The organism is Thermoflexus sp., assembly GCF_040289485.1.
GTDB lineage: Bacteria > Chloroflexota > Anaerolineae > Thermoflexales > Thermoflexaceae > Thermoflexus.
Window position 1 is genome coordinate 1 of record NZ_PSLG01000050.1, and the last position, 10,680, is coordinate 10,680.

14 protein-coding genes are annotated in these 10,680 nt (G+C 71.3%); 6 read left to right on the top strand and 8 right to left on the bottom strand.

Translation table 11 applies throughout. From position 1 onward, the window contains the following. The 8 genes from C4313_RS08705 to C4313_RS08740 form a co-directional block, all read right to left on the bottom strand. Positions 1-956, bottom strand: a 956-nt coding sequence (locus C4313_RS08705) for a hypothetical protein (protein ID WP_503012458.1), incomplete at its 3' end; no start/stop codon positions are given. Then, positions 928-1,335: a TadE/TadG family type IV pilus assembly protein gene (locus C4313_RS08710; protein WP_352429474.1), complete on the bottom strand. Its 408-nt coding sequence runs from the start codon at positions 1,333-1,335 to the stop codon at positions 928-930. The genes C4313_RS08710 and C4313_RS08705, both read right to left, overlap by 29 nt. Positions 1,336-1,342: 7 nt before the next feature. Beyond that, complete coding sequence (locus C4313_RS08715; RefSeq protein WP_352429475.1) at positions 1,343-1,627, bottom strand: Flp family type IVb pilin; 285 nt, start codon at positions 1,625-1,627, stop codon at positions 1,343-1,345. Between the two features lie 25 nt (positions 1,628-1,652). Further along, positions 1,653-2,510: a type II secretion system F family protein gene (locus tag C4313_RS08720; RefSeq protein WP_352429476.1), complete on the bottom strand. Its 858-nt coding sequence runs from the start codon at positions 2,508-2,510 to the stop codon at positions 1,653-1,655. A gap of 4 nt (positions 2,511-2,514) precedes the next feature. Continuing rightward, positions 2,515-3,369 carry a type II secretion system F family protein gene (locus C4313_RS08725; RefSeq protein WP_352429477.1) on the bottom strand — a complete coding sequence of 285 codons (855 nt, stop codon included), beginning with the start codon at positions 3,367-3,369 and terminating at the stop codon, positions 2,515-2,517. Between the two features lie 3 nt (positions 3,370-3,372). Next, a complete protein-coding gene (locus C4313_RS08730; RefSeq protein WP_352429478.1) occupies positions 3,373-4,725 on the bottom strand; it encodes a CpaE/TadZ family protein in 1,353 nt (450 codons plus the stop codon). Then, a complete protein-coding gene (locus C4313_RS08735; RefSeq protein WP_352429479.1) occupies positions 4,712-5,596 on the bottom strand; it encodes a CpaB family protein in 885 nt (294 codons plus the stop codon). The genes C4313_RS08730 and C4313_RS08735 overlap by 14 nt, the downstream gene beginning before the upstream one ends. 10 nt (positions 5,597-5,606) lie before the next feature. Continuing rightward, positions 5,607-6,956 carry a TadA family conjugal transfer-associated ATPase gene (locus tag C4313_RS08740; protein ID WP_352429480.1) on the bottom strand — a complete coding sequence of 450 codons (1,350 nt, stop codon included), beginning with the start codon at positions 6,954-6,956 and terminating at the stop codon, positions 5,607-5,609. 131 nt (positions 6,957-7,087) lie between these two features. On the opposite strand from C4313_RS08740, the gene C4313_RS08745 reads away from it, so the two are divergent. The 6 genes from C4313_RS08745 to C4313_RS08770 are packed head-to-tail and all read left to right on the top strand — an operon-like array spanning position 7,088 to position 10,663. Then, entirely contained in the window at positions 7,088-7,390 is a 303-nt protein-coding gene (locus tag C4313_RS08745) for a hypothetical protein (RefSeq protein ID WP_352429481.1), read from the top strand. A 32-nt stretch (positions 7,391-7,422) separates the two neighbouring features. After that, positions 7,423-7,722 (top strand): WXG100 family type VII secretion target, encoded by a 300-nt coding sequence (locus C4313_RS08750; protein ID WP_352429482.1) that lies wholly within the window; start codon positions 7,423-7,425, stop codon positions 7,720-7,722. Between the two features lie 13 nt (positions 7,723-7,735). After that, complete coding sequence (locus C4313_RS08755) at positions 7,736-8,038, top strand: hypothetical protein (RefSeq protein WP_352429483.1); 303 nt, start codon at positions 7,736-7,738, stop codon at positions 8,036-8,038. Positions 8,039-8,063: 25 nt separating this feature from the next. Beyond that, positions 8,064-9,158: a hypothetical protein gene (locus C4313_RS08760; RefSeq protein ID WP_352429484.1), complete on the top strand. Its 1,095-nt coding sequence runs from the start codon at positions 8,064-8,066 to the stop codon at positions 9,156-9,158. 11 nt (positions 9,159-9,169) lie between these two features. After that, on the top strand, positions 9,170-10,318 hold the full coding sequence (locus C4313_RS08765) for a hypothetical protein (protein ID WP_352429485.1): 1,149 nt from the start codon (positions 9,170-9,172) through the stop codon (positions 10,316-10,318). A 21-nt stretch (positions 10,319-10,339) separates the two neighbouring features. Further along, the gene (locus C4313_RS08770; protein WP_352429486.1) at positions 10,340-10,663 is read left to right on the top strand and encodes a hypothetical protein; all 324 of its coding nucleotides are present in this window, start codon (positions 10,340-10,342) and stop codon (positions 10,661-10,663) included. The last annotated feature ends 17 nt before the right edge of the window (positions 10,664-10,680 follow it).

Sequence of the window (10,680 nt, forward strand, 5' to 3'; positions counted from 1 at the left end):
GGCGTGGGCGTGGGCGTTGCCGTCGGCGTGAGCGTGGGTGCCGGTGTGGGGGTCGGCGTCGGTGTGGACGTTGCCGTCGGCGTGGGCGTGGGTGTCGGTGTGAAGGTCGGCGTCGGCGTGGGCGTAGGCGTCGGTGTGAAGGTGGGCGTGTTCGTGGGCGTGGGGGTGTCCGGCAGGGCATACTGGATCTGCACGAAGTCCACGTGCAGGTCCGTCCAGTTGCCCCAGTACTGCTGCTCCCGGAAGTTCCCGAAGACCACCAGGCGCGGCCGGAAGGCCCCCGTCCCCGCCCCGGCCGGGGCGCCGTTGAGGAAGGCCCGCCACGTCCCGTCCGGGTCCGCCTCGATCCGCAACCACACCCACCCCGGGTCCGCGGAAAGGGCGGCGATCCGCTGTCCGAAGACGTCGATATACCCCCCGCTCCCGCTGGTCCCGTAGATGGCGGCCAGGGCGTCCCCCCATCCGGCGGGGGTGTTCGGGTCGCACTCCAGGTAGCGCCGGTCGCTCCAGGCGCCGGAGCCCGCCAGGACCAGCACGCCGTAGTCGGTGGGGTTGCTCCACCGCCAGCGGACCTCCAGGGCCCAGCGGGCGCCGGCGGGGACGGCGTCGAACAGTCCCTCGCGCCCGACCAGCGGGAAGGTCACCCCGCCGTCCTGGGCCAGGCGCAGGACGCTGGCGCCGCCGTCGTTCGCGCCGAAAACGACGCTCCCCGGCCACGCGTTCCCGTCGTTGGGCGGCTGGTTGTAGCAGGAGCCCTCGGCGTCCCCGGAGAGGGAGACGTTCCAGCCGGTGTTGGCGACGAAGTCGTCGAAAAAGATCGTGACCCATGGGGATCCAGCGGCCGCCGGCCCTCGCTGCCGAACGAAGATCCCCAGCCCGGCCAACAGTCCCACGACGAGGAAAAGGGTGGCGATGGGGCGCCGGCCCTCATTCGAAAAGATCCGGTGGCCCCCCATAGAACCGCTCCAGCCGCTGGAAAGTCCCCATCTGGATCTCAGGAGGTCGGAGCACCCCGAACAGCAGCGTCCGCGGACCCTCGAAGTCCCCGTGGGATCGCAGCCCTCGCAGGGAGGGGAAGGGCCTCAGGCCGGCCGCGCGACGCGCCGTCCGTCCCGCGCTTCCCATCGCCGGGAGGAAGCGATGGGCCTCCTGGAGGGCAGGGCCCGCGCCGATCTGGCCGGCCCGCAGCGCCAGTTCCTGGGCGTAGAGGTCCGCGTGGAGTTGCACCCAGTAGGCCCACCCCAGCCCCAGGATCACAGCGAACAACAGCATCGCCACCGGCATGGCGAGGAGGAGCTCCACATAGGCTTGGCCGCGCCGGCTCCAGCGACGCATCGTCGCCTCACGGGCTCTCGATGGGGATCTGGTTCACGCTGTTGGTCGCCTGCTGATACTTGCTCTGGAGGGCCCGGTAGAGGGCGTAGACGGCCGCGGCCACGAGGAAAACCCCGCCCACGGCGATGATGTATTCGATGAGGTTCTGGCCGCGCTCGTCGGTCTGCAGCCGCCGGGCCAGGGAACGCCCCCAGCGGCGGAGCCGCGGATACAGGCGGACAGGGTGGCAAAGGGTCTCATATCCTTCAAGGACCCACCAGCCGATCTGCCAGAGACGCGCCGGGATTCCCATGGTCCACCTCCTGAAAAAGATGGGCTCAGAAAGTCTGCAAGGCCCGCATCAGGCCGGGCGCGGCCAGCACCACCAGGGAGGCCAGCATCAGCAGGAAGGCCGGCAACAGCATTAACAGGGCGTTGCGATATCCCCGTTCGATGAGACGCTGCAGGAGCGCCTTGCCCAGTTCGTCCGAGAGCGTGCGCAGGGAGCTCGCCAGGCCGCCGCCCTGGGCCGCGGAGCGCACCAGGCTGGCGAAGTCGACCAGGGCCGGCAGGCCCCCGTTGCGTTCGACCATGCGGTCCACCGCCTCCACCAGGTCCGCCGACACCTGGTAATCGGCCGCCACCCGGCGCAGTTCCTCGATGAAGGGACCCTGCGCGGCAGTGAGGGCGGTGATCGCCTGGGGCAGCGGCATCCCCGCTGAGAGCAAGTTGGCCAGCCGGTCCAGCGCCAGGGCCATGTCCGCCAGCAGCCGATCCTCGCGCCGCCCCGCCTGGGCCCGCACCGCAGCGTCCGGCATGAAGAACCCCAGCCCGGCGGATCCGAGGGCGGTGGCCGCCGAGATCCAGGGCGGAAGGCCCAGGAGCAGGAACAGCCCGCCGCCCATCCCACCGATCCCCCCCATCAGGGCAGCGATGGCCACCTTGTGGGCGAAGAACGCCTCGACGGAGGGATAGGGCCATCCCGCCCGTCCCAGCCAGCGCGCCCAATCCCCGGGCCCGAGCCGCGCGGCGACCGCTCGCCCGACCGCGTCCTGCCAGCCATTGCGTAGGGGCCGACCGGCATCGGGGCCGATCCGGCGGAGGGCCGGGCGCCCGCGCGGGGGCTCCCATCCCAGCAGGGCCGTGGCGATCCCCAGCGCCCCCAACACCCCCAGGCCGATCCACACCACCTCCATAGGGCTATCCCTCCAGCTCCAGCCCGGCGCGGGCGATGCGGCGGCCCAGGTAAAGGCCCAGCCCATCCAACCCGAGGACAGCGGCGAGCACCCCTTGGCCGAGGGCGGTCCGATAGAACCCCCCTTCGTAATCCGGGAACAGCGCCCGCATCGCGGCCAGGAAGATCCAGGGGGCGATGGCCAGCAGGAAGGCCTCGAGGCGAGCCATCGTCTGCCGGGCGCGGATCTCCCCGCGGATCCGGCGCAGGTCGGCGATCAGTTGCTGGATCCCCTCCAAGGTCTCGCGGAGGTTCCCCCCGAAGCGCTCCCGAGCCGCCAGCGCCTCCACGACCATGTCCAGGTAGGGGTCCCGTCGCCGGAGGGCGATGGCAGCGAAGGCCTCGGCGACCCCCTCGCCGGCCTGCATCCGGGAGGCTGCCTCGGCGAAGTCCAGACGGGCCGGCTCCGGCATGGCCGGCAGGGCTTGCAGGATCGCCCCCATCAGGTTCGGGTTGACGGCGAAGGAGCGGCGCAGGGCGTCCAGGGATCGCTCCAGGCTGGCCAGATAGGTCTCGCGGAAACGGGCCTGCCGCCGCCGCAGCCCGGCGTAGAACAACGCCCCGCCCACGCCGGCGAAAACCGGGACCAGGAGACCCAACCCGCCAGTCAACCAGAGCCCCACGAGCCCGCCGGCCAGGGCCGAGGCGCCCATCCCCCCTAAAAAGGTCGAGGCCGGAAGCCCCATCCCGTTCGCCGCCACCCAGGCCGCCAGCCGGTCCTGAAGGCGGGGGCCCCGGCGCAGCCGGGCCCGCGGCGGCAGAGTGGCCATCCACGCCAGGGCGCTGCCGAACAGCCCGAGGAGGATCAGAGCCAGATCCATCGCTCACCCTCCCCGTCGCAGGCGGCCCCAGAGCCCGCCCCCGGAGCGCCCCCCGCGGGCCAGCCCGGCGGCGGGTCCGGAGAGCCGCCCGCCCCGATGGGTCCAGATGGGCGCCAGCGGCGGGTAGAGGACCGCCAGCAGGGAAGCCAGGGCATCGCTCCATGGTCCTGGCTTCTCCAGGGCGTAGGGCTTGCCCAGGTTGTTCTGCAAGGGGACCTGGGGATCGAAGGGGATCTCGCCGAACTTCTTCAGCCCCACCACCTCCACGAACTCCCGCATCCGGATCCCCACATCCTCCCGCCACATGTTGAGGAGCAACTCGAACTTGCCCACCCCGTCGCCGAAGGCCTTGCGCAGCACGGGGAGCACCCGGGCCAGGGAATTGGCGCAGACGGCGTCCGGGCGGGCCACTACCAGCACGAGGTCCGCCCGCTCCAAGGCCGCGTAATGGACGGGGAGGTTGGCGTCGGGCCCCAGGTCGATGATCACGAAGTCGGCCATGCCGTAGGCGGCCTCCAGCAGGGCGCGGGTGAGGGCGATCGTCCGCTCCTCATCGCCGCGGAACTCCTCCCGGCCGGCGAGATGCATCCCCGGGACGCCGACCAGCACGTGGAGTTTGCCGCCCTTGCCGAAGGGCTGCAGGTATTTCTGGAGGAGATGGGGCGGACAGGCCGCCCGACCGGTCCGCCGGTGCTCCAGGAGCAGCTCGCTGAACAACCCGAAAAGGTTCCGCTCCTCGGAGAGCCCCAGCAGCACATGGGCCGCCGCCCGGCTCATATCCAGGTCCAGCAGGATCACCGGACGTCCCCCCACCAGGGCCAGCATGGCCGCGCTGTTCACGGCCAGGGTGGATTTCCCCACCCCGCCGTCGGGGCTCCAGAAGGTGATGAGGCTCTTGCGCCATCCGCCCTGGGCGGCCAGGGCGGAGACCGCCCGGGAGACCTCTGGGACGTAATCCGGCGCCGCCCGCAGGGCGTGGGCCCTGGCCGCCGCCTCCCGGGTCAACGGGGCCAGGCGCCGGGCCTGCACGTCGTCCAGCGGGACGGCCACGTGGCCCATCAGCCCCTCATCATAGAGGGGCTTCGGATCGTAGCCCGGAGGGATCAGCCCCACACAGGGGACCGGCCGCTCGCCCCCGTGGAGGAGCTCGCGGATCAGCCCCGGGTAGAACCCCTCGATCCGGGGATCCACCAGGAGGACGTCGGCGCTCAGCCCCTGGGCGTCCCGCAGCAGGCCCCCGGCGGAGGTCACGGCGGAAAGCACCCGGATCCCGGCCTCCGCCAGGGCCGCCTCGGCCATGCGGGCGTCCTCAAAGGATCGGAAGCCGATCACCACTCCCAGTTCAGCGCTTGCCATCCGCTGCCTCCCGTTCCTCAAAAAACCGGCGCTCGAAGTCCGTCCACGTGAAGCCCGCCGTGGGCGGCAGTTCCTTCCCCGCCTCCACCGCCTCTCGCCACAGGGCCGGCCGCAACCCCACGCCGACTTTCCCCACCGCCAGAGCCCAATCCACCCGCTCCGCCGCTGTCTCCGGAAGGATCACATCCACCGCCCGCAGGTCCCCTTCTAAGAAGGGCGGCGCCCCCTCGCTGCCCGGCGCGCCGTAGGCCGGGTTGGGCACGCGCTCGAAGCGCAGCCGGGCAACCAGCGCCCCCGCCACCACCCGCTTGGCAGCGGGCAGCATCAGCGGGGCCATCATCCCCTCGGACGCCAACAGCGGGGCCTCCCGGGAGGTGGTGAGCGGGGCCGTGGGGCTCACCAGCGCCTCCGCCCGGACCGACCCCAGGGCCACGTAGAGGTCCACCACATCCCCCACCGTCAGATCGGGGGTGGTCTTCGGATCCACCGGGATGGTGCGGATCACCACGTCCCGGCGGGACAAGGCCACGGAGAGCCGTCGGACCTTGCCGGCGTTCTCCCCCGAGGCGACCTTCTGGCGATGCAAGGGCTCCCCCGGCCGCAGGGCCTCCACCACCACCCCGTCCGCGAGCAGCCCCGGGAGATCCGCCTCCAGAACGTAGTGGCGCAACAAGGGGTCCGGGACCGCCATCGGCATCACGGCGAGACGGTCCCGGGCCTGGGCCAAGGGGGTGAAGGGCGGGATCTCCCGCGCTGCCACCACCACCGAGTAGGTCCGTGGGCGCTGGGCCTGGTTCCACAGCCAGAGGCCCACGAAGGCGCCGGCCACCAACCCCAGCCCGATGAGCAATTGGAGGGTGCGCCACCGCATGGGGTCCCCCCTAGCGGAAGATCTTGAGATCGAGGGCGCGGCCGGAGCGCCGTCGGATCTCCTCGGGGAGGACCTGGGGGAAATTGCCGGTGGGCGCCAGCCCCTGCCCCCGGTCCTCGAAGAGAATGTTGACGGCCACCGTGTCGCCCTCCATGAAGCGCGAGGGGAGGATCTCGGCGATCTGACGGACGAAGCGCCGGGGCCGGCCGGCCAGGAACACCCGCTCGATGTAGACCACGACCTGGAAGGCGTCGGCGATCTGCCGCCGGATGGCGTTGAGGGAGAGTTCCTTCCCCAGCAGATACATGGTGGTCAGCCGCGACACCACGTCCAGCACCCCGTTGCTGTGCACGGTGAGCATCTGGCCGTCGTGGCCGGTGTTGGCCGCCATCAGGATGTCGACGATCTCCGCCCCCCGCGCCTCCCCAGTGATGATCCGGTCTGGCCGCATCCGCAGCGCCTCCCGCACCAGATCCGCCATGGTCACTTCCTTCGTGCCCTCCTCATCGGCCGGGCGGGTCACCAGCGCCACCCAGTCGTCCACCGGGATCTTGAGCTCCGGCGTGTCCTCGATGGTGATCACCCGCTCGGCTTTGGGCAGCAAGGAGCACAAAGCGTTGAGGGTGTTGGTCTTGCCGGAAGCAGTGCCTCCCGTGACGACCAGGTTCAGCCGGCCCAGCACGCACTCCCGCAGGAAGGCCGCCGCCGCCGGGGTCAGCGTCCCCAGGCCCACCAGGTCCTCCAGCGTGCGAGCCACCATGCGATGCCGCCGGATGGTCACCGCCACCGGGACGTTGTCCACCAGCGGCTCCATCACCGCGTGCAACCGCGAGCCGTCCCGCAGCCGCCCGTCCGCCCGCGGGTTCTTGCGGTCCAGCCGTCTCCCGGTCCGGGCCAGGGCCCGGTTGACCAGGTTGACGACCTCGCGGGCGGAGCGGAACCGAACGGGGGCGAGGTATTTCCCCTTTTCGGCGTCGATGATCCAAACCTGGTCCGGCCCGTTGAGGATGATCTCCTCAACCGTCTCAGTGGCCAGATACGGCGAGATCGGCCCCCAGCCGAAGATGTCGTCCAGCAGCCGCGCCACCAGGGCCTCTGGCGGCTCCATCAGAGGAATCCCCCGGGAGGTCCATCCCTGAACCGCCGCCTCGGCCATGCGACGCAGCAACTCCTCCGCCTTGGCTTGGGTTTCGGTGGAAGGGTCCTCCAGTTCGTGGGGCGGGAAGGTCTCCGCCAGGCGGGCCCGCGCCTCCCGCAGCAACCCCTCGTAGGGATCCTCTGTGATCGCCGATTCCCCTGCGGCCTGCGCCAGCCGCGAAGGTCCTGGCCGCCCCGCGCCTTCTCTCGCTCCCGCAAGCATCCGTACCCTCCTTGTGGCCTCGATCCGTTGATCGCGTCCATTTAGATGATAGGCGCCAGCCCTCGGTGGGCGGCGGAACCCCGGGCGCGCTGCCTATCATGTCTATGGAGCACAACGGCAAAGGGGGTGCGATGGGGCGTCTGTATCAGGTCGACTACGAGCAGGCCTTCGCCCTCTGCGACCGCCTGGAGGGGCAGCTCCGAGAGGCCGCGGAGCACGCGGCGGCGCTGGCCCGGTCCCTGGATCCGCTGTCGACGGCATGGGTGCCCCACGGCGCGCCGGCCCGCGAGGCCGGCGCGGCGCTGAGCCGTCGGATCGGGGACCGCCTCCAGGAGATGCAAGGCCTGGTGGTCAGCGTGCGCCAGGCCCTGCATCACCTCCAGGCTCTCGAGGCGGAGCAGGCCCGGCGGATGCGATCGGCCCGGGCCTTCTAGCGCCCTGCCACATCCCAGCGGGGAGGACGACGATGGGCTTCAGCCGGATGGATTACGAGGCGATGCTGCAGATCGCCCGAACCCTGTCGCAGGGGGCAGGGGATCTGGCCGAGTACCTGGGCCGGGCCGAGCGGGCGGCCCAGGGGATTCGGGACCGATGCCAGTCGCCCTTCGCCGAGGCCCTGATCGCCCGCCACGAGGCTTGGGCCCGCCAGGGCGACCATCTGCGCCAGGCCCTGGAGGCCCTGGCCGTGGACCTCGCACGCATCGTCCGGGCCCAGCAGGCCGCCGAGGAGGAGACCGGGGCCCGCATCGGGCCCATCCCGGAATAACGCGGAGGTGCCGATGCCCGTCCTTGTCCACGATCCCGAAGCGGTGGCGGATTACCGTCGGATCCTGGGGGATCCAGCCCCCGACCGGATCGAGAGTCAGATCGCCCGGGTGGCCGCGGAGTTGCCGGGCCTCTGGAGCGGGGAGGCTGCCGAGGCCTATCAGGAGCGCCTCCGGGATTGGCTGCGGTCCTTCCAGGCGTGGCGGGAGGAGCAGGTCGCCTTCGCCGAGGCCCTCGCCGCCGGGGAGGCAGAGATCGCGGCGGCAATGACCGAGGTGGATCGGCGGGTGGCGGCCTTGCCGGATCTGGAGCTATGAGCAGCGTCGGAAGGGATGGAAACCCATGACGGTGGACCATGGTCGTTCCCTGCGGCTGGATCTAACGGAGGCCCGCCAGGCGCTGCGCGCGATGGAAGGCCGGGCGGCCCACCTGCTCGAAACCCTGGAGGCCGCGGGGCGGATGGGGGAGGCAGCCTCCGGGGCCGTCCGGGCCCTGCCCGGGGAGCGCTTCCATCATGCCTTCCCGGCCGCGGTGCGGGCTGGGATGCGGGAGCTGGAGCGCGCCCGAGGGATGGCCCGCGCTTTGGAAGAAGCCCTCGCCTGCCTGGAGGCCGCCTTTCAGAACGCGGCCCGGCGCCTGGCTTTTCCCGCCTCCGTCCTCCCCCACCTGGCCGCGACGCCGCTGGCCGTGGACGCCAGCGGCCGTCCCCTCCCGGACCAGTTCGCCATTCGGATGACCGCGGCGGGGTCAGTGCCATGGACCGCGGCCTGTGGCCCGGTGGCGCTGAGCATGGCCCTTTCCCACGTGCTCGGCCGGCCGATCCCAGCCCAGGAAGTGGCCGACCGGGTGGCCCCCTATGCCCTCGCCCGAACCGCCCAAAAGGAGGGCGTGACGGTGCCGGCGCTGATCCAACAGATCCGGGCGAGAGGAAAGGCCGGCGTCTATACAGCGGCCTCGGATCTGCTGGCGGCATCCCAGGCGTATGGAGTGTCCGGCGACAAGGTCTTTCTGAGCCGGGCCTCGCCGGAGGAGGGCTGGCAGGGGATGAAACAACTCCTCGACCGCCCTGGCGCGGTGATCGCCCTGGTCCGCGCCCTCGACACCGACCAGGCATGGGCCGCGCCCAAGGGGTTGCCGGTGGAGGTCGTGGCGGATCCGTCGGACCGCTGGGGGCGCGCGGCGCCGTCCGGCGGCGTGTTGACGGCGCACCGCAACGAGAAGGGCACGACCGCTCACTGGGTGGTGGTGGACCGTCTGGAGGAGCACGAGGGACGGCGCTACGTGGTCATCAACAACCCCTACCACAACCGCCAGGAGCGCTACGCCTGGGAGGACTTCTGGCGGGCCATCGACCAGCAGGCCTTCCGAGAAGACCAACCGGGGCAATGGTGGGTGCTCCACCTTCGACCCTCACCCTCCCCTGTCAATTCACCTTAAGGGAGCCAACGATGGGTTCGGATCGGATCGGCCCTATGGTTTTCTCGTTCGGGATCGTCCTCGGCCTGCTGGCCGGCTGCGCCGGGGCGCAGCCGGCGCCGGCCCCCACGGCCTCCCCCGTCGTGGCCCCCCCGACCCGTACCGCGGAGAGGCCCACGCCCACCGCCACGCCTCGCCCGAGGCCGTCCCGGACGCCGACGGCGCGCCCCACCGCCTCGCCCACCGCGCCGATACCGACGCCCACCGTCCCCCCTCGGGAAATCCGAGCCGCCTTCTCCTTCGCGCCCAACTGGATGCTGGTGCTCCCCCTGAAGCCCCCCGAAGCGTTCCCCTCCCGGATCCAAGACGAAGAGGAGGCCTTCGAGGATGCCGTCTGGTTGACCGATGGGCAGCAGGCGATCGGCCCGCTGCCCATCCCGAAGGCGCTGAAGGTCAGTCTGCTCCAGCACTGGGGAGGGCTCTCACACCTCACGATGTGGTGGCCCTGGGAGGACCCCAAAGCGGTCCGAGAATGGGAGCAGCGGGCGTTCTATCAGCGCCAGGGGGACACATGGCGGATCTGTGTGACGTTGGGGGGGAAGGCGGAGTGCCTCGCGGCGCTGCCCGGGGAGCCGCCCCCGGCGCAGCGGGTGGAGCATATCCGCTGCGCCGCCCCGTGGAACGCTCCCCAGGTCCGCTGCCCCCTCTCCCCTGGGTTCCCCCGGGGAGAGATCCAGGTGCCCACCATATGTCCGGAGTGCGTGACGGACCCATGTCAAGACTGTGAGATCACCCCGAGCCAACAACAGGAGGGGCTCCGAGCGATGGTGCTGGCCCTCCCCCACGAGCCCCGCATCCTGATCGCCGACGTGACACTGGACCGGCCCCAACCTCCGATGTCGGTGCCGTCGCCGTTCCGGGAGATCTACCGCATCGACCTGGGCTCCGGGGAGATTAAGCCCCTGTTGCCCCCGGAGCACAAGACACCGGGACTCTATCTGGGAAACCTCTCCCTCTCTCCAGACGAGCGCTTCGCCCTGGTCGAGGATATGGCCTTTTTCGCCGGATATGCCATCCCGCTGGTGGTGCGCCTGGCCGACGGCCAGGCGACGGCTTTGCCGGAGGGGATCGCCTTGTGGGTGGCCCTTCCGGCGGCCTCCGAACACGCGGCGCAATGGTGAGCCCGCCAAGGAGGAACCCCAATGAGGCACCCGAACGCCTCGCATCCCTTCCGACTGGATCCGGAGGAAACCCGCCAGGTACTCCAGGGCCTGCGCCGGCAGGCAGAGGCCCTGGAAGCCGCCCTGGAGGCGACGCGGCGGGCGGGGGAGGCTCTCGCCGGGGCCGTGCGCGCCCTCCCCGGGGAACGCTTCGGAGCGCTCTGGCCCCCAGCGGTGGCCCAGGGCCTGCGGGAACTCGCCCGCGTCCAGCGGGTCGCCTATGCCCTGGAAGAGGCCGTGGCCCAGGTGGAGGTCGCCTTCCAGAACGCGGCCCGCCGCCTGGCCCCGTCGGCTCGAGGTCGATGACCACGTGCCCGTACTGG

Bases quoted from the DNA above. Each gene is read 5' to 3' on its own strand.
- C4313_RS08710 (WP_352429474.1), bottom strand. From the start codon at position 1,335: ATGCGTCGCTGGAGCCGGCGCGGCCAAGCCTATGTGGAGCTCCTCCTC.
- C4313_RS08715 (WP_352429475.1), bottom strand. From the start codon at position 1,627: ATGGGAATCCCGGCGCGTCTCTGGCAGATCGGCTGGTGGGTCCTTGAA.
- C4313_RS08720 (WP_352429476.1), bottom strand. From the start codon at position 2,510: ATGGAGGTGGTGTGGATCGGCCTGGGGGTGTTGGGGGCGCTGGGGATC.
- C4313_RS08725 (WP_352429477.1), bottom strand. From the start codon at position 3,369: ATGGATCTGGCTCTGATCCTCCTCGGGCTGTTCGGCAGCGCCCTGGCG.
- C4313_RS08730 (WP_352429478.1), bottom strand. From the start codon at position 4,725: ATGGCAAGCGCTGAACTGGGAGTGGTGATCGGCTTCCGATCCTTTGAG.
- C4313_RS08735 (WP_352429479.1), bottom strand. From the start codon at position 5,596: ATGCGGTGGCGCACCCTCCAATTGCTCATCGGGCTGGGGTTGGTGGCC.
- C4313_RS08740 (WP_352429480.1), bottom strand. From the start codon at position 6,956: ATGCTTGCGGGAGCGAGAGAAGGCGCGGGGCGGCCAGGACCTTCGCGG.
- C4313_RS08745 (WP_352429481.1), top strand. From the start codon at position 7,088: ATGGGGCGTCTGTATCAGGTCGACTACGAGCAGGCCTTCGCCCTCTGC.
- C4313_RS08750 (WP_352429482.1), top strand. From the start codon at position 7,423: ATGGGCTTCAGCCGGATGGATTACGAGGCGATGCTGCAGATCGCCCGA.
- C4313_RS08755 (WP_352429483.1), top strand. From the start codon at position 7,736: ATGCCCGTCCTTGTCCACGATCCCGAAGCGGTGGCGGATTACCGTCGG.
- C4313_RS08760 (WP_352429484.1), top strand. From the start codon at position 8,064: ATGACGGTGGACCATGGTCGTTCCCTGCGGCTGGATCTAACGGAGGCC.
- C4313_RS08765 (WP_352429485.1), top strand. From the start codon at position 9,170: ATGGGTTCGGATCGGATCGGCCCTATGGTTTTCTCGTTCGGGATCGTC.
- C4313_RS08770 (WP_352429486.1), top strand. From the start codon at position 10,340: ATGAGGCACCCGAACGCCTCGCATCCCTTCCGACTGGATCCGGAGGAA.